The 21,673-nt window shown below is 52.4% G+C and carries 19 protein-coding genes and 1 riboswitch; of the genes, 5 read left to right on the forward strand and 14 right to left on the reverse strand.

The window, feature by feature from the left end:
- Nucleotides 1-126 precede the first annotated feature (126 nt).
- Complete coding sequence (locus KO503_RS12400) at nucleotides 127-1,221, forward strand: TRAP transporter substrate-binding protein (protein WP_215991865.1); 1,095 nt, start codon at nucleotides 127-129, stop codon at nucleotides 1,219-1,221.
- A 118-nt stretch (nucleotides 1,222-1,339) separates the two neighbouring features.
- Here KO503_RS12400 and KO503_RS12405 read toward each other — a convergent pair whose 3' ends face one another.
- Nucleotides 1,340-2,923: a helicase HerA-like domain-containing protein gene (locus KO503_RS12405; protein ID WP_215991866.1), complete on the reverse strand. Its 1,584-nt coding sequence runs from the start codon at nucleotides 2,921-2,923 to the stop codon at nucleotides 1,340-1,342.
- 522 nt (nucleotides 2,924-3,445) lie between these two features.
- On the opposite strand from KO503_RS12405, the gene KO503_RS12410 reads away from it, so the two are divergent.
- Entirely contained in the window at nucleotides 3,446-4,093 is a 648-nt protein-coding gene (locus tag KO503_RS12410; RefSeq protein ID WP_215991867.1) for an invasion associated locus B family protein, read from the forward strand.
- Between the two features lie 74 nt (nucleotides 4,094-4,167).
- Here the strand turns inward: KO503_RS12410 and KO503_RS12415 are convergent, their stop codons facing one another.
- From KO503_RS12415 to KO503_RS12430, 4 genes are all read right to left on the reverse strand, one after another.
- On the reverse strand, nucleotides 4,168-5,379 hold the full coding sequence (locus KO503_RS12415; protein ID WP_215991868.1) for a beta-ketoacyl-[acyl-carrier-protein] synthase family protein: 1,212 nt from the start codon (nucleotides 5,377-5,379) through the stop codon (nucleotides 4,168-4,170).
- Complete coding sequence (locus KO503_RS12420; RefSeq protein WP_215991869.1) at nucleotides 5,376-5,642, reverse strand: phosphopantetheine-binding protein; 267 nt, start codon at nucleotides 5,640-5,642, stop codon at nucleotides 5,376-5,378. The genes KO503_RS12415 and KO503_RS12420 overlap by 4 nt, the downstream gene beginning before the upstream one ends.
- A 103-nt stretch (nucleotides 5,643-5,745) precedes the next feature.
- Complete coding sequence (gene lpxD / locus KO503_RS12425) at nucleotides 5,746-6,816, reverse strand: UDP-3-O-(3-hydroxymyristoyl)glucosamine N-acyltransferase (RefSeq protein ID WP_215991870.1); 1,071 nt, start codon at nucleotides 6,814-6,816, stop codon at nucleotides 5,746-5,748.
- A 164-nt stretch (nucleotides 6,817-6,980) separates the two neighbouring features.
- Nucleotides 6,981-8,630: a L,D-transpeptidase family protein gene (locus KO503_RS12430; protein ID WP_354667589.1), complete on the reverse strand. Its 1,650-nt coding sequence runs from the start codon at nucleotides 8,628-8,630 to the stop codon at nucleotides 6,981-6,983.
- Between the two features lie 565 nt (nucleotides 8,631-9,195).
- On the opposite strand from KO503_RS12430, the gene KO503_RS12435 reads away from it, so the two are divergent.
- Nucleotides 9,196-9,765, forward strand: coding sequence for a YcbK family protein (locus KO503_RS12435; RefSeq protein WP_215991871.1), 570 nt, complete (start codon nucleotides 9,196-9,198; stop codon nucleotides 9,763-9,765).
- Nucleotides 9,766-9,874: 109 nt separating this feature from the next.
- Here the strand turns inward: KO503_RS12435 and KO503_RS12440 are convergent, their stop codons facing one another.
- The 9 genes from KO503_RS12440 to KO503_RS12480 all read right to left on the reverse strand — a co-directional run bounded on the left by KO503_RS12440 (nucleotide 9,875) and on the right by KO503_RS12480 (nucleotide 19,331).
- Nucleotides 9,875-10,345, reverse strand: coding sequence for a 6,7-dimethyl-8-ribityllumazine synthase (locus tag KO503_RS12440; protein WP_215991996.1), 471 nt, complete (start codon nucleotides 10,343-10,345; stop codon nucleotides 9,875-9,877).
- Between the two features lie 88 nt (nucleotides 10,346-10,433).
- Nucleotides 10,434-10,570, reverse strand: a riboswitch (FMN riboswitch).
- Nucleotides 10,571-10,703: 133 nt separating this feature from the next.
- A complete protein-coding gene (gene pgi, locus KO503_RS12445) occupies nucleotides 10,704-12,320 on the reverse strand; it encodes a glucose-6-phosphate isomerase (RefSeq protein WP_215991872.1) in 1,617 nt (538 codons plus the stop codon).
- A 106-nt stretch (nucleotides 12,321-12,426) separates the two neighbouring features.
- Entirely contained in the window at nucleotides 12,427-13,098 is a 672-nt protein-coding gene (gene pgl / locus KO503_RS12450; protein WP_215991873.1) for a 6-phosphogluconolactonase, read from the reverse strand.
- Nucleotides 13,095-14,546 carry a glucose-6-phosphate dehydrogenase gene (zwf, locus tag KO503_RS12455; protein ID WP_215991997.1) on the reverse strand — a complete coding sequence of 484 codons (1,452 nt, stop codon included), beginning with the start codon at nucleotides 14,544-14,546 and terminating at the stop codon, nucleotides 13,095-13,097. The genes pgl and zwf overlap by 4 nt, the downstream gene beginning before the upstream one ends.
- Before the next feature lie 520 nt (nucleotides 14,547-15,066).
- On the reverse strand, nucleotides 15,067-15,651 hold the full coding sequence (locus tag KO503_RS12460) for an HNH endonuclease (RefSeq protein WP_215943028.1): 585 nt from the start codon (nucleotides 15,649-15,651) through the stop codon (nucleotides 15,067-15,069).
- Nucleotides 15,652-16,232: 581 nt separating this feature from the next.
- Nucleotides 16,233-16,898, reverse strand: a complete 666-nt coding sequence (locus KO503_RS12465; RefSeq protein ID WP_215991874.1) for an alpha/beta hydrolase — start codon at nucleotides 16,896-16,898, stop codon at nucleotides 16,233-16,235.
- The gene (locus tag KO503_RS12470) at nucleotides 16,898-17,521 is read right to left on the reverse strand and encodes a DNA-3-methyladenine glycosylase family protein (RefSeq protein WP_215991875.1); all 624 of its coding nucleotides are present in this window, start codon (nucleotides 17,519-17,521) and stop codon (nucleotides 16,898-16,900) included. The genes KO503_RS12465 and KO503_RS12470 overlap by 1 nt, the downstream gene beginning before the upstream one ends.
- Nucleotides 17,518-18,249 carry a cobalt-precorrin-6A reductase gene (locus tag KO503_RS12475; RefSeq protein ID WP_215991876.1) on the reverse strand — a complete coding sequence of 244 codons (732 nt, stop codon included), beginning with the start codon at nucleotides 18,247-18,249 and terminating at the stop codon, nucleotides 17,518-17,520. Before KO503_RS12475 ends, KO503_RS12470 begins: the two co-directional genes overlap by 4 nt.
- Nucleotides 18,250-18,263: 14 nt before the next feature.
- Nucleotides 18,264-19,331 carry a cobalt-precorrin-5B (C(1))-methyltransferase gene (locus KO503_RS12480; protein WP_215991877.1) on the reverse strand — a complete coding sequence of 356 codons (1,068 nt, stop codon included), beginning with the start codon at nucleotides 19,329-19,331 and terminating at the stop codon, nucleotides 18,264-18,266.
- Nucleotides 19,332-19,447: 116 nt separating this feature from the next.
- Between KO503_RS12480 and cobA the strand changes: the two genes are divergently transcribed.
- Entirely contained in the window at nucleotides 19,448-20,317 is an 870-nt protein-coding gene (cobA, locus tag KO503_RS12485; RefSeq protein WP_215991878.1) for a uroporphyrinogen-III C-methyltransferase, read from the forward strand.
- Nucleotides 20,314-21,603 carry a cobyrinate a,c-diamide synthase gene (locus KO503_RS12490; RefSeq protein ID WP_215991879.1) on the forward strand — a complete coding sequence of 430 codons (1,290 nt, stop codon included), beginning with the start codon at nucleotides 20,314-20,316 and terminating at the stop codon, nucleotides 21,601-21,603. Before cobA ends, KO503_RS12490 begins: the two co-directional genes overlap by 4 nt.
- Nucleotides 21,604-21,673: the final 70 nt, after the last annotated feature.

Here is a 21,673-nt window from a genome sequence, read left to right on the forward strand (position 1 = left end):
AATATGCATACATTCTATGCAGTCTTGGTTGTTTATTTCCAAATTTTAAATCGATACCCATCAAAAGATTCATTCTTCGCAGTACCGCTTTGAATCTTATATCTATTTATCACAAGGAAATCACACATGGATCGCCGTTCTTTTTTGAAAACCTCAGCTCTTGGTGGCGCGTCCGCAGTAGCAACCACAACATTGGCAGCCCCCGCATACGCACAAGGCAAACGGACTTTATCAATGGTCACAAGCTGGCCACGCGGTTTTGCGGGCGTTTGGGACGCTGTTGAAGCCTTTGCAAAATCCGTCACTGACATTTCCGACGGCCAACTGACGATTGAACCCAAAGCGGCTGGCGAATTGGTCGGCGGTCTTGAAGTCTTCGATGCCGTCACAGCCGGTCAAGCCGACATGTACCACAGTGCGGATTACTATTTCGTCGGCCAACATCCAGCTTGGGCTTACTTCACAACTGTTCCATTCGGCATGTCTACACCAGAAATGACGACGTGGTATTACGGTGCTGACGGCATGCAAAAGCACCACGAGCTTGGTGAAATATTCGGCTTGAAACCGTTCATTGCTGGCCAAACAGCGGCGCAAGGTGGCGGTTGGTTCCGCAAAGAAATCAATTCTGCAGATGATTTCCTAGGCCTAAAATTCCGAATTCCTGGTCTTGGCGGCGAAGTACTCTCGAAACTCGGCGCCTCTGTACAAACCATTCCGGGCGGTGAAATCTACCAAGCGCTTTCCACTGGCGCGCTCGACGGCACAGAATGGATCGGCCCTTGGGCAGATGAAAAGCTCGGGCTTCAAGAAGTCTGTGACTTCTACTACCCAGCGGGATTCCACGAGCCAAGTGCTGCGATGACCATTGCTACGAACTTGGACGTCTTCAATGATCTGACTGCAGGGCAACAGCGGGCCATCGAAGTGGCTGCAAGTTCCGCTCATCAAAGTAGCTTTGCTCAATTCATGGCGAACAATGGCCCCGCACTAGAGCGTCTTATCGCTGGCGGAACACAAATCATGGCGTTTTCTGACGATGTTTGGGATGCCTTCGGTTCAGCGTCTAAAGAGGTTCTTGATGGTTACATGGACGACAGCCTTTTCGCTGATATCCGCGCATCGGCAGAAGCCTCTATGGAGGCAACATCTGGTTGGTCTGGCCGCTCAGACAACATTTACACCGCACAGCGTGACCGCGTTCTCGCAAACATGAAGTAAATCACTGAACACATTGAAAATATAAAGATGCGCGCCTGTTAAGCTGCGCATCTTTTCATTTTGGCCGTTCGATTTATGGCTGTCAGTTTCTGGCTGCCATTCGTCTGACAGATAAGCCTCAACGTGCCTTAAAGAGCCCGCCCAAGATACCGCGTACGATGCGCCGGCCTGTGGTGCCTTTTAGCTCCTTAATCACCAAATTGGCGACAGATTCCCCAATCGAATCCGATGCAGAAGACCGACGCGATGACGATTTCCCATAGGATTTGGTCTCGTATCGGCGCGCTTTTTTGAACTCGCGCTCCAGATCTGCGCGGTGTTTTTCCTCGGCTTTGGCCTCTTTGGCTGCGCGTTCTGCAGCCTCTTCTGCTGCCTCTGCCTCTTGTGCGGCTTTTGCGGCCTCATCAGCACGTTTGCTCAAAAGCTCAAACGCGCTTTCGCGATCCAAAACGGTCTCGTATTTGCCCGCTATCGGTGAAGTGGCAATCACCCCTGCCCGCTCCAGCGCACTCAAAGGTCCAAGCTGTGACGACGGAGGACGAATAAGCGTGCGTTCCGCAATTGATGGCACACCTTTGGCTTGTAGCATCGATGTTACAGCCTCGCCGGTGCCAACCGATTTGATCGCCTCTTCAATGTCAAAGCGTGGATTGATCCGATATGTTTCGGCAGCACGCTCAAGATTCTTTTGATCGCGCGCTGTAAACGCCCGCAGCGCATGTTGAACGCGATTGCCCAATTGGCCCAAAATATCATCCGGCACATCGGCGGGGTTTTGTGACACGAAATAAACCCCAACGCCTTTGGACCGGATCAAACGCGCCACCTGTTCCACTTTATCGACAAGCGCTTTGGGCGCATCATCAAACAGCAAATGTGCCTCATCAAAAAAGAACACCAATTTGGGTTTATCAGGATTGCCGATCTCTGGCAGCTCTTCGAACAGCTCAGACAAGAGCCACAGTAAAAACGTCGCATAAAGACCTGGCGAAGACATCAATTTATCCGCTGCCAAAACCGAAATACGCCCACGCCCGTCGGCATCAGTGCGGATGATATCGGACAGGTCCAGCGCCGGTTCGCCAAACAATTTATCACCGCCTTGGTTTTCAAGCACCAAGAGACCACGTTGGATAGCGCCGATGGAACTTGATGAGACATTGCCATACCGCAGGCTCAGATCATCAGCGTTTTGACCACACCAAACCAATAAGGCTTGCAGGTCTTTAAGGTCCAGTAATGGCCAGCCTTGCTCGTCGGAAACCCTAAACGCGATGTTGATCACGCCTTCTTGGGCATCGGTCAGTTGTAACATCCGTGACAACAAAAGCGGGCCCATTTCGGCAACGGTGGTGCGAATGGGATGGCCTTGCTCACCAAAGAGATCCCAAAAAGTGACGGGAAAACTCTCATATAGGAAGGACGTGAAATTGATCGTCTCATTGCGTGCCAAAAATGGAGCGTGCAGCTTGCCCTCTGCTGACCCAGCTTTGGCAAGTCCCGACAGATCCCCTTTGACGTCAGACAAGAAAACAGGAACGCCCGCGTTAGAGAACCCTTCTGCCAGAATTTGCAACGTGACGGTTTTTCCAGTGCCGGTGGCCCCTGCAATCATCCCATGGCGGTTGCCGTATTTCAGCAAAAGCTGTTGCGGTTCTTTGTAATCGATCCCGCCACCGCCGATAAAAATTCCGTCGCTCATCTTACTGTTTCTCCAACTGATTCCGCACCTGTTGCGGGTCACTATATCCATCGTTGCGCGCAACAATACAATTTTAACCAAATGGTGTCAGTATGATCGGTGTTCAGACCATGTCCTTCCTAGGTCTGAATTGACTTCCTCCCTGTCAGACTGGCCGCGCGTGACGCAAATCACCGCGGCCTCTTTTTTTGTCAAACCTCAAACTCAGCAAGTTTTCATCTAAATTGTCGTTGACGCCCTAAATTTTCTTGCCTAGATTTTTCATCAATGCGTCGGCCATGTCCGACAGGGAGCAAATTGATCTTACACAATGACAAGATCACCAAAGGGGTGCCACGCGAAAGCTGGCGCCCTTTTGAGACTCTTGAAGTCCGGTCACCTGTCACTTCCCTACGCAAGCAAGAGTTTGCCTGTTTTGCCAATAACCATTGTTTTCAGACGAAACCTGTAAAATCCGCCTGACACCCCAAGATCATCATGATAGAAAATGTACAAATTGACTCAAGAATTTATGGATTTCATATGAACTTCGCGAACAGCACGAAAACGTTCACCCTGAGCACCGTCATTTCATTTGGATTGTGTTTTGCTGCGACGGCGCAAGACGCAGAACCTGCCGCACCAGAGACCACCGCAACGGTTCCAGGCCTCAGCACAGGCACGCCCCTTGATGAAACTGGCGGCATTGGTCAACCTTACACGCTTGAGCAACACGGCGATTGGAACATCAATTGCCTCAAAGCGCCAGAAGGCCAATCAGACCCCTGTTCCATGTTCCAACTGTTGCAAGATGAGCAAGAAAACCCAGTGGCTGAAATGTCTTTATTCCACCTTGGCAATGGCGGCATCGACGGTGCAGCCACAGTCACCGTGCCTTTAGACACTTTGCTCACAGAGCAACTGACACTGACTGTTGATGGGGCCAATGGGCGTCGTTACCCATTCTCAGTATGCGCACCAACAGGATGCCAAGCACGCATTGGCCTAGCCACAGCAGATATAGATCTGTTTAAAAAAGGCTCCAAAGCCACATTGACGATCGTGCCTTCTGCAGCGCCTGACGTACAAGTTCCTGTATCCGTATCTTTGACCGGCTTCACTGCGGCCTATAACCGCGTGACCGAACTCAACTTGGCAGCGCGTGCCGCGGCAACACCTGCCGCAGAATAAACCACCTGCACATTAACAAAACGACCGTCGCAGATGATGTGACGGTCGTTTTTTATGGCTCATCGCATTTTAAACTAAGAGGCTTTGCGCAGGGCAATCACCGCATTCAAACCACCAAAAGCAAAAGCGTTTGACAGAGCGACGTCCACATCCGCATCGCGGGCCTCATTAGGCACCACGTCCAGCGCACATTCGGGATCGGGCTCTTCATAGTTGATCGTGGGCGCGATCACCCCATCTTTGAGCGCCATGATACAGGCCAAAAGCTCAACAGCACCAGTACCGCCAATCAAATGCCCATGCATCGATTTGGTCGAGGACATCATCACGGTATCCGCATGATGTCCCAGCGCATCCGCCACGGCAGCGCATTCGGTTTTATCGTTGGCAGCCGTGCCAGTGCCATGGGCATTGATATAGCCGATATCTTCGGGGGTGATCTGCGCATCAGCCATCGCGCCAGCAATGGCCCGCGCTGCGCCCTGCTTGGAGGGCATCACAATATCAGAGGCATCCGAGGTCATAGAAAAACCGATCACTTCGCATAAAATCTCAGCACCACGGGCTTTTGCGTGCTCATATTCTTCGAACACAAACACCGCAGCACCTTCGCCTTGTACCATACCGTTACGATTGAGACTGAACGGACGACAGGCGTCTTTCGACATCACCCGCAAACCTTCCCATGCTTTAACGCCGCCAAAACACAGCATGGATTCCGATCCGCCCGTGACCATCGCCGTCGCCATGCCGCAACGCACCATGTTAAACGCCTGCCCCATCGCGTGATTGCTTGAGGCGCAGGCCGTGGCCACGGTGAAGCTTGGCCCTTTAAGGTTGTATTCCATCGAGACATGCGAACAGGACGCATTGTTCATCAGCTTGGGCACCACGAAAGGGTGAACGCGGTTTTTGCCCTCTTCATAGACCATGCGGTAATTGTCATCTTGGGTGTTCAAACCGCCACCAGATGTACCAAAAATCACCCCTGACTTAGCTGCAAGATCACCGATAAATTCCAAACCCGATTGCTCGATCGCTTCTTTCGCTGCCGTCAACGCAAACTGCGTGAAACGGTCATACAAAGCGATTTGCTGACGGTTGAAGCGGTTTTCAGTGGTCCAGCCATGAATTTGACCGCCAATTTTGATCGACAGCCTGTCCACATCACGAAATTTCAGTTCTGATATGCCGCAGCGGCCTTCACGCATAGCCTCTAAGGTTGAAGGTACATCTAGCCCCAAAGCGTTGACTGTCCCCGCCCCCGTGATGACGACGCGTTTCATGACGATTGCTCAGCTATCAATCCTTGAACAGCTTTGACAATCGCCGACACAGAAGAGATATCAAAATCCGATTGATCTGGCTCGTTCGCGTTGAACGGCACAGAAATATCAAAGGTTTCCTCAATGGCAAAAATACATTCGACAAGGCCGAGACTGTCGATTCCAAGGTCATCTAAGTCTTGGTCGTCGCGCACGTCACTGGGCTCAAGCACGGCTTGCTCGGCGATGATCGCGATAATCTTTGTTTTGATCTCATCAGACATTTCGGTGTCTCCATCTTTCACGGCCTGTATAGAATTTAGACCGAAGCATTTGGCTGTAAAACAGAAAAATATGACAGTGGGGTGTCAAAAACGTCGCCTGATCTTAGCCCCCCTTCTTTGAGGCCAGATCTTTTAAAGCACGTGGCAAGCGCCGTAAAGATTTATACATATCAATATGGGTTTGCATAGCGACCGCAGGATAGCCCATCATCGCCTTGCCTTTCGGGACATTCGACAACACACCGGACCCCGCACCGATAATGGCACCCGATCCGATTTTGATATTGTCGGCGGCTCCTGCTTGGCCACCCATGACGCAAAAATCGCCCAAGACGGTAGAGCCCGCAATACCAACTTGCCCGCACAGCAAACAGTGCTGGCCGACAATCACATTGTGACCGATGTGCACTTGGTTATCGAGCTTGCTGCCCGAGCCGATTTGTGTGGCCCGAATGGTGCCTTGATCGATGGTAACATTGGCCCCAATCTCAACATCATCGCCAATGATTACACCGCCAATTGAGGCGATGCGCAGCCAGCTTTGGCCCTTGGCCTCGACATTGGCCCCAAGGCTTTCACGCGCTTGCTCAACGGCTGAGACCTCTTGAGTGACAAAAGAAAACCCATCCGCACCAATCACAGCCCCGGGCTGAATATAAATGCGTGCGCCAACCTGTGCCCGCGCACCAATCCGCACACCGGAATGGATCACGGCGTCAGGTCCGATGTGAACCCCTGCCCCAACAGTCACTTGTGGCGCAATCTGACAACAATCACCGATGACAGCGCCAGCGCCAATCACAACCAGCGGACCGATTGACACATCAGCGCCAATGATCGCCGTAGGATCGACCACGGCGCTGGGGTGAATGCCTTTTGCAAGGCCAAGACCTGCATCAAAACTGGCTGTGATCGTGGCCATTGCCAAACGCCCACGGCGTACCAAAATGGCTGCCTCCAATCCGAAAGACTTCCAATCGGCCCCCTCCCAAAGCACTGCCGCACGCGCAGACCCATTGGCCAGTTCTGGTGCAAACTTCGGGTCCATCGCCAAAGCGATGTGATCGGCATCAGCGGTTCTGGGTTCACTGGCAGACGTCACAAGCAATGCGCCATTGCCCTCAAATGGCGCGCCGATGCGCTGTGCCAAGTCTGAAATTGTGATGCCTGTCATGATGAAACCTTTGAGAATACATGTGTTCCTTTGACATAATGCCTCAAGACACGCATGGAAAGGACCGAGGCCAAACTTGGCAGCAAGTTTTATCGTCTCGCTTGCGCCACAAACGATAAAGGGCGCCCCGCAGGACGCCCCTTAGATCTGACAGAAACCTTAATTTAGCTGCCAACTGCGCGCAGTTGAACACCACGTTTTTGCAAAGCAGACCAAATCTTCGCATCGCGACCGTAAACATCGCGACGGTACTCCATGCCGCCTTTCGCAACAGTCGACGCTGTGCGGTAAACGATGTGCACAGGCACTTGCTCGTCCAAACCGACAACAGATTCAACGCCAGATTTCAAACGTGACTGAAACAGCCCCACTGGGTCGTTGGACTGTTTGGCAAGCAAGGCGTAGGCAAAATCAAACGGATCTTGCAAACGCACACAGCCATGTGAAAACGCGCGGGCTTCGCGTGCGAATAGGCTCTTGGACGGTGTGTCGTGCAGGTAGATATTGTATTTGTTTGGGAACATGAACTTCACCAAACCCAAAGCATTGCCGTCAGACGGTGGCTGTTTCAGGTTAAACGGAAAGGTTCTTGATGTGTATGAATTGAAGTTCACATTGGCGCGGTTCACTGTGCGACCACGAGAATCCACCAAACGCAAATGCCCTGCAGCCCCTGGGTTCTTTTGCATCAAAGGCAAGTATTCACGAACAGCAATAGAGCGAGGCACATTCCAAGTTGGGTTGATCACCATGTGCTCCATGACGTCTGAAAACTCTGGTGTGCGACGGTTTGAATCATTGGCACCAACGACAGAACGCGTTTGAAACGTCACACTGTCATTGTCGATGATCTTGGCTGAAAAATCTGTGATGTTCACCCAGATATGGCGTTTGCCGCGTTCGATATTCATCCAACGTTCACGTTCCAGCGCCACATGAATCAACGCGAGGCGCTGCTCAGGCTCGACATTCAACTCTTTCAATGTCCCTGCACCCGCAACACCATCAGCAGACAAGCCATGACGCTGTTGGAACAATTGCACAGCTTTTTGAATGTTCGCGTCATAAACAGTGCTTGCGTTGCGCTTGAGGTATCCCATCGCGATCAAACGATCACGCAAAGCAACAACATTTGCGTTGGATTGACCAGGTTCAAGCGTCTTGCCGTTGACCTGTGGTCCCCAGCCGCCTTTGCCAAGCGTTTTTTCCAGCACAAGTTTTTCTTTAAGCAACCGCGTATATTCTGGCGACTTTGGCATCAAACTTTTCAAAAAAGCGGATGGTGTAGACTTTGCGAAACTGTCCATCAGCGACACACCATCACGGTACGGAACTTGGCGCACAATTTCGCCGTCGATACGTGATGGGATCAATTGACCCGTTTGCATGTCTCTGGCGTAATCCAAAAACAATGTCGCCATTGCCACTTCAGCGCGGCCCAAATCACGTTCGGATTTGATCGCACGCATATTGGCTTTCAACAAACTTGTGTCATAGGGCGCAATACCATGTTCAGGGGCAGAATCCAGCGCACGCAATAAAGCCTGACGACGATTGCGTGCACGACCTGTATTGTCTGCAAAGATCGGCTTATAGCCCGTCGCACGATAATACTCCGACAGCTCTTTGGATTTGGAGGCCGCCTCAGCGATGGACTGCATCATCGCAGTCACTTGCTGGGCAGACGCCTTATCAGGGGCGGCAGCAATAAAGGCCATCGAAAAAATGGCAATGAAACCGAGTCGCAAACTCTGCGACGCGGCAGACGCTAAACGCGCCGCGAGCGTTGTGCGTGGTGCTAAAATGGAAAACATGATCATCCTCAAAAAAGACAGGAAACTAGCGTTCAAAGTACACGATTTCCCTTACTGTGTGAGGGGGAAACTGGCCAGAAATGCCCCGTGTGGTCACCAAGGCACACATTTTATCGTGATCAAATGCCCCCACAGTTCCCCTTGATTTTTCCCAACACGCACTAGCGCTCGGCCGTATTTTTCAATGCCTATCGAGAATTTTCAGCCAAAATGCGCAAATTCTTGCCTACTTTCGGCCATTTAATGCCACTCAAAAAAGCGAGGCTTGGAGGGTGATTCACTTTATGACATAAGACCTACAGGCATATCAGTGAACTCAGACTGACGAATGGGGTTGATCGAAGCAAAGCTTTGAAATTGTTTTGGTCCATCAACTGTTTCATCAGCGAGACTATGGTTTGCGTCCAAGACCTCTTTGAGGCAAAGCCCTGACCTTTACGTAGCCCTCTTTTGGGGACGATTTAGGTCAATATTGAAGACAGTGAATGCGTTAGAATGTCGCAAAACGGCACAAACGAACAAACCGCGTTGAGGCGGGAATGATAGAAACGGGACGCTTGAGATCATGACGACAGACAAGTCCAGTACACTTACACGGCGCACACTTTTGCGCAGCTTTGCAGCCGCTAGCCTTTCTGCTGCTCCAGTTTACGCCAATGCAGCAGGGTTTCTGCGAGGGTCTGGCGACATTCGCAGATTGCGCATGTATTCAGGTCGTACTGGGGAAAGCATCGACACCATTTATTGGGTCGAAGGCAAATATATCAAAGAAGCCCTTAAAGAAGTCACCTATTTCTTCCGTGATTGGCGCAACAATAAAGTGAAATCCATTGACGCCCGCACCATTGATATTATGGCCGCTGCGCATGGATTGATGGACGTGAATGAGCCTTATATGTTGCTCTCCGGCTATCGCTCACCCGAAACAAACAACATGCTGCGCTCTCGCTCAAGCGGGGTTGCCAAAAAATCCTTACACATGCAGGGCGAAGCTGCGGATTTGCGCCTTAAATCTCGCTCCGTGAGCCAAATGGCATCTGCTGCCAAGTCCTGCTCTGCTGGCGGCGTTGGATCCTATCGCGGCTCTAACTTTGTACATATGGATTGCGGTCCCATCCGCACTTGGAACGGCTAGACAGGCCCTCCCACTGCATCACAGCCTCAACAAGTATTGATGTCAAAAATGAAAGCCGCCCAAAGGGCGGCTTATTTATTTGTCGAAAAGTCCAGTTAGGCAACTGCGCTCATTCACTAACCAGCTCAGGCAATTCCAACTCCAGAATATCACGCACGGCATTTGCGGCCTCGGCGCCCTTTTTCACAAAATGTTCTGTATAGAACTTGATGTGATCTTCTGTGGAATGAAAATGATGCGGCGTCAAAGACACCGAGAACATCGGAACTTCTGTTTCCAGTTGCGCTTGCATTAACCCTGACACCACAGCGTCAGCAACAAAGTCATGACGGTAAATGCCGCCATCGACGACCAAGGCCGCGACAACGATGGCATCATATTTGCCAGTTTTGGCCAAACGTTTCGCCAAAAGCGGTGCTTCGAATGCACCGGGGACATTATAGACATCTGTTGTGGCGTTTGGCGCATGCTCTGTCATTTGTGCGAGAAAACCAACATGGGCTTGATCCACAATATCGGCATGCCAACGGGCACGAATGAACGCGATGCGAGGAGAAGATGTTTCGAAATTTGAAGTCATATTTGTCATTTTGGAACCCTTGAGTTTACACTGTTAGGTCCCAGAGCTCGAAGGAACGCGCACGACGAGCCAAAGCCCCCTGCCCGCATTCCATTCTCTACCATCCGGACTTTAACCGTCGGTTCTGGAATTTCACCAGATCTGCTGACCCAAGCCTTTTTACGTGCGAGGCGCTCGCGGACTATAACCGCCGGTGGGGAATTACACCCCGCCCTGAGAACTGATTTGAATTTAGGGATCGTCAAGAAGAAGGTCAAGAGCAAGAAACTGTATCCCCCACCAATAACGCAGGGTCGTTTAACATGGAAAAGGCTCGCTAGGTTTCCCCAGCGAGCCTTATTAACAATGATTGAACGAGCTAAACTTGAAGGAACTTTACAAGGTTTCTCGTTGATCCGTCTTTATCAGCGCCATCCTCAGCGCCAGCCAAAACAGGTTGCAACGCAACAGCAAGCTCTTTGCCAAGCTCAACACCCCATTGATCGAAAGAGTTAATCCCCAGGACGACACCTTCGACAAAGACGCGGTGTTCATAAAGGGCCACGATTTGTCCCAATACAAACGGGGTGAGGCGCTCGTAAGCCAATGTTGTTGTTGGGCGATTGCCCGGGAACACACGGTGGCGCGCTTGGCGTTCCAGTTCCGCCCCTTCAAAGCCTTTGGCACGCATGATGGCACGCGCCTCATCCAAGGATCGGCCACGCAACAACGCCTCGGATTGCGCCAAGCAATTGGACACAAGCAATTCATGTTGATGCTCAAGACCCGCTTCATGACCGTATTTTCCAACCATAAATTCACAAGGGACAACCCGCGTGCCTTGGTGAATCAACTGATAAAACGCGTGTTGGCCATTGGTGCCAGGTTCCCCCCAAACAACAGGGCCAGACTCGAAGGGCAAATCTTCGCCATCCATTGACACCCGTTTGCCGTTACTTTCCATTTCCAGCTGCTGCAAATAGGCCGGCAGTCGCACAAGACGTTGTTCATATGGCAAAACGGCACGCGTAGCGTGACCGCAGACTTGATTGTGCCAAATTCCCGTCAAAGCCAAAAGCGCAGGCAGGTTTTCGCCCCAAGTTGCGGTGCGAAAATGTGTGTCCATCGCTTGCGCACCACGCAAGAAATCCGCGAAATGTTGTGGACCAATCGCCAGCATCAAAGGCAGACCGATAGGGCCCCAAACAGAATAACGACCACCAACCCAATCCTCGAATCCGAACACAAGATCAGGATCAACGCCAAAGGCAGCCGTTTTGTCACGCGCTGTGGACAGTGCTGCGAAATGACGTGAAATACCCTCTTCGCCGACATGTTCAACAAGCCAATCCCGTGCGGTTTGGGCGTTGGTCATAGTCTCGATTGTTGTAAAGGTTTTAGAGGCGACAATAACCAATGTGGTCAAAGGGTTAAGCCCCTTCAACACATCATAGATATGCGCGCCGTCAACATTGGATACAAAATGACACTGCGGCCCGTCGGCGTAAGGGCGCAAGGCCTCATAGGCCATCACAGGGCCAAGATCAGATCCACCAATCCCGATATTAACGATGTTTTCAAACGGCGCATTGGAGGATGATGTGATGTCGCCGCGGCGCACACGATCGGCAAAATCATCCATACGAGCCAAAACATGACGCACATCTTTCATGATGCCCGCGCCATCGACCGTGATGTCATCGCCATCAAGATTGCGAAGCGCCGTGTGCAAAACAGCGCGCCCTTCGGTGTCGTTGATTTTTTCACCACTGAACATCGCATCGCGTTTGCCTGCCACATCGGCCTGCTCGAGCAGATCAATCAACGCAGTCTTTTGCGCTGCATCGATATTGGTTTTCGAGTAGTCAAACAAAAGCCCGTCCGCTTCGACAGAAAACGACCGAGCCCGCACGGCATCATCGGCAAACAGATCAAGAATGTGGCGATCTGCAGCCGCTGCGTTCAATGCTTTCAATCCGGAAAAATCAACGGACATGGTATCTCCTATCAGGGGGTGACCCCATTTTAGTCTTAAACAGTTTATCTGTCCCTAATGGGATGAGGCGAAATTGGCGCATAGTTTGGGCCATCTGCCACGCGTTTTATGCGGCCCAGTGCACAGTTGCGCCTTGCAAGAAAGCTGCAATCGGCGCGTCGAAAGGCTGCAATTTACGCGCTCGTTCCAAAGCGTCGCGTTTTTCGGTGCCTGTGATCAAAATATGCGTAGACACGGCTGATTTCAAAGCCTTAGCAGACAGGGTGATCCGCGGCTCAGGCGCACCGGGCGCACGCATCGCAAGCAATGTCGGTGCATCATCTGATAGACCAAGTGCGAGTTGATCGGCACCGGGGAACAGGCTCGCCGTGTGCATATCAAGCCCCATGCCAAGCACTAAAACATCAAGCGGCAATGCGGCGTCGACAGCAGGCATCAAGCCATCCAAACCCTCTTCAGGTGTTGGCACGTCCGTGTGCAACGGAATCAAAGCCGCCTCAGAGGCATGCCCAGTGACCAAGCGCCGCTTAAGCAGCGCCGTGTTAGACCGATCAGAGGTTTCAGGCACCCAGCGTTCATCATTGAGCAAAATATCGATCCGATCCCACGCCAAATGTACCCCCGACAAGGTGTCGAAAATCGGCCCTGGCGTGGTGCCGCCCGGCACACATAAAGAGGCACGATCAGAGTGATCCAGCGCCGCTCTCAATTCCCCTGCGATGATATCCGCCAAATCAAGCATCAATGCATCGCGGTCTGCATACTCTACAAAGTTCATTCTTTGATCTCCCGCCAAGCACGGTTTTCACGTTTGAGCATCAAAGCCGCGTCATCAGGCCCAGCAGAGCCAACATCATACAGCTTTGGCACATCGTTGCGCGCGGTCCAGCCGTTGATCAGCGGATCGGTCCACGCCCAAGCGGCCTCGACTTCATCGCCACGCATAAACAGCGTTTGGTTGCCACGGATCACATCCATGATCAAACGTTCGTAGGCATCTGGCACATCATCTTCATCACCCAAAGCATCGGCAAATGACATATCCAGCGGCACATCGACCAAACGCATCCCGCCAGGGCCAGGTTCTTTGATCGTCACCTGCAAAGTCATGCCCTCATTGGGTTGCAACCGAATGCGCAAGACATTGGCGTGTGTACCAGCCTCTTCGCCAAAAATCGAATGCGGAGTCTCTTTGAACACAACAGCAATTTCAGAGGCGCGCGCTTTGAGTTTTTTGCCCGTACGGATGTAAATCGGCGTATTGGCCCACCGCCAGTTGGCGATTTGACAGCGCAACGCGATATAGCTTTCGGTGCGCGATTTCGGATCGCCCGCGTCGTCGCGGTAGGATTGCTCGGTCTCGGTCGCGTCATATTGACCGCGTACGATGTGATGCGGCGCAATAGGTTCTAAGGCACGGATAACTTTTAGCTTTTCATCGCGCACAGCGTCAGGGTCGTATTTACTTGGCGGCTCCATCGCGATCAAGCACAACAGCTGCATCAAGTGGTTTTGCACCATATCGCGCATGGCACCCGCACGGTCATAATATTCACCGCGCCCGCCCACACCAACAGTTTCCGCCACTGTGATCTGGATATGATCGATGTATTGTGCGTTCCACAACGGTTCGAACAAGATATTGCCAAACCGTACAGCCATAAGGTTTTGCACGGTTTCTTTGCCAAGGTAATGATCGATGCGGTAGATCTGCGTCTCGTCGAAATGAGCCGCCAAATCGCCGTTCAACGCCTTAGCTGTCACCAAATCACGCCCGAATGGTTTTTCAACCACGATACGGCTGTCAGCATCAGAAATACCGTTCATGTGCAACCGCTCTGCAATCGCGCCGAACAGGCTGGGCGCGACTGAGAAATAGAAGGCTTTGACAACATCGTTGCGCATCATGGCTTTCAACTCAGACCATCCGCCCTCGCCTTTCGCATCGATGGTGACGTAGTCCAACTGCGCCAAAAATTCTTCGATGTTACATTCGTCGCAATCGTTCTTTTCAGAGAACTCATGTATGGCATCACGCACGAGATCACGAAACTCTGATGTGCCAAAGTCAGAGCGCGCAGCACCAATGATGCGGGCATCGCTGGGCATTTGACCAGAACAAAAACGACGGTACAAGCCAGGTAAAATTTTGCGGCGGGCCAGATCGCCCGTGCCACCAAAAATAACCAAATCGAAGGTTTCGACCGGAATGACGCGTGACACCATGATGTGTCTCCTTTGTGTGTTCAGGCGGCGCTGTTTGCGCGGATCACCTTCACCATTGTATTTCACCGCAACGACAGCTTTTTCCAAAACATCGTTAGCGCTAACGCGCAAGGTTTAACGCCCTAATTCTGCAAAGTCTAGCACCCGATGCCTCATTCGTCTGCCACTCTTTTGGCATACCACTTGCCCCACAAATAGTGACATGATCACAATACGGTAGCATGGCACAAGATGCTTTTTTAACAGGTTACAAACGCATATCACAGATAGTTCACGTCGCAACGGATGGCCCTATGAAAGACTTTAACGCCCCCACCCGAAATGGCACTATGGTGAAAAATTCATCGATCCTAATGTCATCGCCAAAAATGACAGCCGCGGGACGGCTTTTTCACCAATTTGCTAAAGCTTTGGCTCAAGACTGGCACCTTGCGTAACATCACGCCGCTCCCGCATTGCCTTGGGTCGTGAGCATGAGACATAGATTCTGTCACGCACCCTGTTCAGCGTAGACGCAGGCTTAGGCTTCCAACTCCGAATCCCAATACAAAAAGTCGATCCAACTGTCATGCAAGTGATTTGGCGGAAATTTTCGTCCGACATTGCGCAATTGCTCGCATTCCGGCGCGCGCGGCGTTTTGCGCAGCTGCATGCCGATTTGACGCAGAGATTTCGATCCTTTGCGCAGATTACATCGTTGACAGGCTGCAACGACATTTTCCCATGAAGTGATACCGCCCCGTGCACGTGGAATAACGTGATCAAAGGTCAAATTGCCCATCGAACCGCAGTACTGACAGCAAAATTCATCCCGTAAAAACAAATTAAAGCGCGTGAAGGCCACGCGCTTTTGAGGTTTGACATAATCTTTCAGGACAACAACAGACGGGATCTTAATCTCATGTCTGGGACTGCGCACCACTTGGTCGTATTCGGCAACGATTTCGACGCGATCCAACCAAACTGCTTTGATTGCTTCCTGCCATGGCCACAAAGACAGAGGATAATAGGACAAGGGGCGGTAATCCGCATTGAGCACCAAAGCGGGATGCGCCTTGCGAATATTCGGTTCTCTGACGAAATCGGTTCGAAACTCACTGTCCATCTGTACTTCCAATCGCACCTCTTGCACATATGCCAAGGCTCGGGCGTCTTTGGTCAGGCGCGCGTCCTAGACATACCCTCACTATATATCGGGGATGATAGCTGGCAAGACCCCTGTATATATGATCCGTATGGGGTGCATAATAAGGCGTGTGTGATGACGTCTGTGTGACAGAGTGCATAAAAAAAGATCGCATGGTAATCCATACGATCTTTCATTTGGTACGGTGTGACCAAAATCGGCACACCAGATATATCAAACGAACCTAAAGCTGTTCGCAGCTAAATTTTAGCGACGCTTGTCTTCGACGCGGACGCGAATTTTACGTGGCTGCTGCTGAGGGACATACGCGACGCCAGCAATCAGTAAAACAGATAGGGCGCTCAAAGTGATAATCAGGTCCATGGGACTCTCCTCCAACTGGTTCTTAACAAAATGGTAACAATGTGGCGCAGATCGTCAAGCGGTTCTGAATGTAATCGGCGAAAAACCTAAAATTATAGTCAATAACGTTAGGTCACTTGAAAGCGCGTGGCATTTCCATGTCACAGCGCCCCCACACCAACAACCTTGTGTTACGTTTATTCGTATCCAAGCCGTTCGCGCAAGAAAGCCAAAGCCACGGAAAGCCCTTCTGGGTCGATTCCATGAGCCGTGCCTTCCATAGAATGCGCATAGACTTTCTCAAATCCTGCGGCCTCCAATGCTTGCACAGCATCCGGCATAGACTGTGGCGGCACAACATTGTCTTCATCGCCATGGGCCAACAAAATTGGCATTTTCACGCGCAATTCATCTTCAAGCATCTCAGGTTCTAGCAAACGGCCCGAAAAACCAACGACACCCGCAACAGCATCTTCGCGGCGCGGGGCGACATGCAGCGCCATCATGGTGCCTTGTGAAAAACCAACCACGGCCATCTGTGCAGGTTCAAGATCAAGATCGACAAGAATATCGTCCAAATAGGCGTTCAATTCATGGGATGCACGCTCCATACCGATCCGCGATTCTTCCTCAGAAGAGCCATCGATCCAAGGAATAGGAAACCATTGGAACCCACCAGGCGCGCCAGCACACAGTTCAGGGGCATCAGGCGCATAAAAAATCGTGTCGGGCATATGTTCGGCCATGGGGTCAGCCAGCCCTAAAAGGTCCGCGCCATTGGCCCCGTAACCATGCAAAAACACCACAACGGAGTGGGCCGAGCCAGATTGGCTTTCTTTCATTTTATGGTCAAGCACAGACATCAACGTATTCCTTCACGGGTTTTCTCAACACGGTAATAGGCCCATAGAAGCCGCGCTGCAACAGATCTATAGGGAGCCCAATCTGCGGCCATGGCGCGCATCTGTGTCTCGGTTGGGCGGGCGTCCAATTCAAACAGAATTTTTGCGGCCTCTTGCAAAGCCAAATCATTGGCAGCAAAGACATCCGCATGGCCAAGCGAAAATTTGGCGTAGATTTCTGCCGTCCAGCGCCCAACGCCTTTGACTTGGGTCAGCACAGTTATGACCTCATCCGTTGAGGCATTGCGCAGCGCCTCAAAATCGATCCGCGCCTCAGCTAAAGCTCTGACATATTTCACTTTAGGCCGCGACAATCCACAAGCACGCAATTCGTCATCTGTGGCGGCGCACACAGCGGATTCGGTGTGTAACTGCGCATCTACAACCCGTTGCCAGATGGCCTTGGCTGAGGCCACTGAAACCTGCTGAGAGACAATCGCCGACATCAATTCTTCGAAACCGTCTTGGCGCAACCGCAAAGGCAATGGCCCAGTTAAATCGTAAGCCTTGGCAAAGTGTGGGATTGTTGCTGCCAAAATAGCAGCATCCGCATCCACATCTGCCTGACAGGTGATGCGCCTCATGCGAATTGCTCTGCCCATTCCAGCGCATCGCAAATCTGTTCGCGCCGCTCAATCCCTTCAGGCGCTTCGGGGCGTGTCATCATCGCCACTTGAATACCCAAAGCGCGTGCGGCGGCCAGTTTGGTTTTACCACCTGCCCCGCCTGCGTTTTTCACCACAAGCCAATCAGGTTTGAGCCGCGCGAACATGTCGCGTTCATGCGCCTCAGAAAACGGCGGGCGCCCGATGATCCATTCGCCAGTGCCTAACGGAAACGGTTCTGTCGGCGCATCAATCACCCGACACATCAGATGACGATCTTGCAACGGCCCGTAATGTTCTAGACTTTGACGCCCCGTCGCCACAAACACTCGCGCCCCTTTGGGGATCAATTGATCTAAATCTGCATAGCTGTCAGCACGATGCCAAGCATCACCTGTGCGCGAAATCCATTGGGCACGTTCAAAACGCAAATACGGCAGGGCGCGGTCTTTACAAATCTGCGCTGTGCGGGCGGTGATTTTATCGGCAAAAGGATGAGTGGCATCGATCACGGCTGTGATGTTTTCACCGATCAAAAAGGCCTCAAAAGCCTCAGCCCCGCCAAAACCGCCGATGCGCGTGGGCACACCCAAATCAATCGGATTGCGCGTTGCCCCCGCCAATGAAGCGATGCAAGCAATGTTCGCATCCTTCAAGTAGCCTGCCAAATTGCGCGCCTCAGCGGTGCCCGCGAGAAGTAGGATCATAGCATTGGTCTTTCTTAAGAAGCTGTGGCCAAAATGGCCCCTGCGCGGTCGATCACCACGATGTCATACTGAATTGTTGCGCCATCACAACCTGTTTTAAACCGCGCATTGACGGTGTCTAAGGCTGTTTCAGCCACGGTTTTTGCAAAAATAGGGCCTGCGATCTGGCTGGCCTCAAGGGCCGTATTGGCAGAGGCAATGTCAGGCAGATCAAGACGGTCTGCCCAAAATTGCAAGTCCACTTGGCCGCGTTTGGAATGCAAATCCATCTCGCCTTGGGCAAGCTTTGCGATTTTGCCGATACCACCGCCAATGGTCACGCGTGGCACAGGGTGTTTGACGATATATTTCAACATCCCGCCAACGAAATCGCCCATATCCAGCATAGCTGCATCTGTCAGCCCATGGTGCGCCTGAACAATGCGTTCAGACGTGGCGCCTGTGCAGCCAGACAGATGCGACAGACCTTCGGCACGGGCCACATCAACACCACGATGAATAGAGGCGATCCAAGCGGCACATGAAAACGGCCTCACGACACCTGTGGTGCCCAAAACGGACAAGCCGCCCAGAATACCGAGGCGCGGGTTCCATGTTTTCAGGGCGATCTCAGCACCATCAGGGATAGAGATCGTGATCTCGACATCAGGGCTTTGCCCCAAACGTGCGGCCATCTCGGTGACTTGCGCTGTCATCATTTCGCGCGGGACAGGATTGATCGCGGGTTCACCCACGCCAATCGGCAGGCCTGCTTTGGTCACGGTGCCCACGCCCTCGCCCGCTTTGAACACGACACCACCAGTTGAGCGCGATACTCTGGCGCGAATTTCAGCCCCATGGGTGACATCGGGATCATCGCCTGCGTCTTTGATGATACCCGCCTCGGCCCAACCCGCGCCCTGTTCAGTCCCTGTCGCTGTATAAGATAGAGCAAATTCAGGCCGCTCGCCCTTTGGCAAAGTGATGCGCGCCTTATCGGGAAAGCCCTCGCCCCACAGCTGCATCAAAGCCGCGCGCGTGGCGGCGGTGGCACAAGCGCCCGTGGTCCAGCCCCGGCGCAATGGTGTGGGTGTATTTGTCATTGTGCCGACTATAAAACGGGCCTGTGACGAATTGCTATGCGTTTTCTTGTCCAAAGGCGACACAAGTGCTTCTGACGGGCCTTTCCTAGCTCCGCCCGCTGCGTCATAAATCGATTATGACAGAATCAACACTCACCACACTTCCCTTGCCCAATGGCAATTGGCCCGCCATCGAACCCGGATGGGTTTGGCTCTGCGGCGCAGGCCCCGGCGACCCCGGTCTTATGACATTGCATGCGGTGAATGCGCTGCGCCAAGCGGACGTGATTGTATATGACGCACTGGTTGCGCCTGAAATTTTGCAATGGGCGCGTGATGACGCTGAAAAAATATATGCAGGCAAACGTGGTGGCAAACCGTCTGCCAAGCAGATCGATATTTCTCTGACCTTGGTGGAATTGGCACAACAAGGCAAACGGGTGATGCGGCTCAAAGGTGGCGATCCTTTTGTCTTTGGTCGTGGTGGCGAAGAAGCGCAGACCTTGATCCAACACGGGATCAATGTGCGCATTGTCCCCGGCATTTCCGCGGGCATCGGCGGTTTGGCCTATGCGGGTATTCCTGTGACCCACCGCGATGTGAACCAAGCCGTCACCTTTGTCACGGGCCACGATCAAACCGGCGAAGCGACGAAGACGCTTGATTGGGATGCTTTGTCACGCGCCTCAGGTGTCTTGGTCATCTATATGGGCATGAAACACGCGCCCTCTATTCGTGCAGGCCTGCTTGGGGCAGGACGCGGGATGGGTGAGCCGGTCGCTATTGTGTCCCAAGCGACGACACCAAACCAAAAGGTGTTAGAGACCACTTTGGGCGCAATGCTGGGCGACATCGCCAATACCGACATGGGGCCGCCTGCGATTATCTGCGTGGGGCGTTCCGTTTTGATGCGTCAGGTATTGGATTGGCAGGCTTTGGAGCGGGGCGAAAAACCACGCAATCTTGACCCTTTGGGACGCGGAAAACCCGCTGAGTTGCGCGATTGACCCGTGCCGTCTTGATCGCCGCTCCCAGCTCTGGATCCGGCAAAACCACTTTAACTTTGGGAATTTTGCGCGCGCTGACGCGACGTGGTCATGCTGTACGTGGCGCAAAATCAGGCCCTGATTATATTGATCCACGCTTTCATGAAGCTGCCTGCGGGCAGCCCTGTTTCAATCTTGATGCATGGGCGATGGGCGATGGTCGTCTGAAATCCATTGCGCAATGTGGCACTGACACAACGTTGGTCATTGAGGGTGCGATGGGATTGTTTGACGGTGCGCCAAGCCTTGATCCTGCATTGGATGGCAAGGGGGCTTCGGCTGATCTGGCGCGGCTTTTTGATATTCCGGTGATCTTGGTGATTGATGCCGCGCGTATGGCGCAAAGCATTGGTGCAGTTGTGGCGGGATTTATCGCGCATGATCCACGTATCAACATAGCGGGAATCATCTTGAATAAGGTCGGATCACAGCGTCACCGTGATATGCTTGTGCGTGCTTTGGCCCATGTGAATGTGCCAGTTTTGGGCGCTGTGCCGCGCAGCGCTGATATTATTCACCCAGATCGTCATCTTGGATTGGTTCAAGCCCAAGAGCGCCATGATTTGGATGCTTATCTAAACACTGTGGCTGACAGCCTTGCCGCTCATGTCGATCTGGAAGCTATTTTGACATGCGCGGGTGAGGTCGCCCCTGCCCCGAAACATGCCGCTTTGACGCCTCCTGCGCAAACCATTGCCGTGGCACAAGACGCCGCCTTTGCCTTTGCCTATCCGCATCTTTTGGCAGATTGGCGCTCTCAAGGCGCTGAGGTTTCGGTCTTTTCGCCTCTCGCAGATCAAGCACCGCCGCCAGTCGAATTGACCTATTTGCCCGGTGGCTACCCCGAATTATACGCGGGCCAGTTGGCAAGCAATCATCACTTCATGCAAGGCCTACGCGAAGCCGCCGCACGTCGTGCCGTTTATGGCGAATGCGGTGGATATATGGTTTTGGGCGATGGCATGATCGACGCCACAGGCCATCGGCATAAGATGGCGGGGCTTTTGGGGTTAGAGACATCCTTCGCAACACGTCAGCTGCATTTGGGCTACCGTGCAGTGCAATCTGAATGCGGGATTTTCCAAGGATCGTGGCGCGCGCATGAATTTCACTACGCCACCACATTGAAAGCCACAGGCAGACCTTTGTTTAAGGTCAAAGACGCTATGGATCAGGAATTGCCTGACACAGGATTGATCAACGGATCGGTGTCAGGGTCGTTCATGCATTTGATCGACCGCGCATAACGCCGAATGATCACAATTGTGGTGCCCCATGCGCACAATTTGTCGCGTGTTTTTTGCGCATAAAAACGTT

This window comes from Pacificibacter marinus (assembly GCF_018860505.1).
Taxonomy (GTDB): Bacteria; Pseudomonadota; Alphaproteobacteria; order Rhodobacterales; family Rhodobacteraceae; genus Celeribacter; species Celeribacter marinus_B.

Bases quoted from the DNA above. Each gene is read 5' to 3' on its own strand.
- KO503_RS12400 (WP_215991865.1), top strand. From the start codon at position 127: ATGGATCGCCGTTCTTTTTTGAAAACCTCAGCTCTTGGTGGCGCGTCC.
- KO503_RS12405 (WP_215991866.1), bottom strand. From the start codon at position 2,923: ATGAGCGACGGAATTTTTATCGGCGGTGGCGGGATCGATTACAAAGAA.
- KO503_RS12410 (WP_215991867.1), top strand. From the start codon at position 3,446: ATGAACTTCGCGAACAGCACGAAAACGTTCACCCTGAGCACCGTCATT.
- KO503_RS12415 (WP_215991868.1), bottom strand. From the start codon at position 5,379: ATGAAACGCGTCGTCATCACGGGGGCGGGGACAGTCAACGCTTTGGGG.
- KO503_RS12420 (WP_215991869.1), bottom strand. From the start codon at position 5,642: ATGTCTGATGAGATCAAAACAAAGATTATCGCGATCATCGCCGAGCAA.
- lpxD (WP_215991870.1), bottom strand. From the start codon at position 6,816: ATGACAGGCATCACAATTTCAGACTTGGCACAGCGCATCGGCGCGCCA.
- KO503_RS12430 (WP_354667589.1), bottom strand. From the start codon at position 8,630: ATGTTTTCCATTTTAGCACCACGCACAACGCTCGCGGCGCGTTTAGCG.
- KO503_RS12435 (WP_215991871.1), top strand. From the start codon at position 9,196: ATGACGACAGACAAGTCCAGTACACTTACACGGCGCACACTTTTGCGC.
- KO503_RS12440 (WP_215991996.1), bottom strand. From the start codon at position 10,345: ATGACTTCAAATTTCGAAACATCTTCTCCTCGCATCGCGTTCATTCGT.
- pgi (WP_215991872.1), bottom strand. From the start codon at position 12,320: ATGTCCGTTGATTTTTCCGGATTGAAAGCATTGAACGCAGCGGCTGCA.
- pgl (WP_215991873.1), bottom strand. From the start codon at position 13,098: ATGAACTTTGTAGAGTATGCAGACCGCGATGCATTGATGCTTGATTTG.
- zwf (WP_215991997.1), bottom strand. From the start codon at position 14,546: ATGGTGTCACGCGTCATTCCGGTCGAAACCTTCGATTTGGTTATTTTT.
- KO503_RS12460 (WP_215943028.1), bottom strand. From the start codon at position 15,651: ATGGACAGTGAGTTTCGAACCGATTTCGTCAGAGAACCGAATATTCGC.
- KO503_RS12465 (WP_215991874.1), bottom strand. From the start codon at position 16,898: ATGTCTGTGCTTGACCATAAAATGAAAGAAAGCCAATCTGGCTCGGCC.
- KO503_RS12470 (WP_215991875.1), bottom strand. From the start codon at position 17,521: ATGAGGCGCATCACCTGTCAGGCAGATGTGGATGCGGATGCTGCTATT.
- KO503_RS12475 (WP_215991876.1), bottom strand. From the start codon at position 18,249: ATGATCCTACTTCTCGCGGGCACCGCTGAGGCGCGCAATTTGGCAGGC.
- KO503_RS12480 (WP_215991877.1), bottom strand. From the start codon at position 19,331: ATGACAAATACACCCACACCATTGCGCCGGGGCTGGACCACGGGCGCT.
- cobA (WP_215991878.1), top strand. From the start codon at position 19,448: ATGACAGAATCAACACTCACCACACTTCCCTTGCCCAATGGCAATTGG.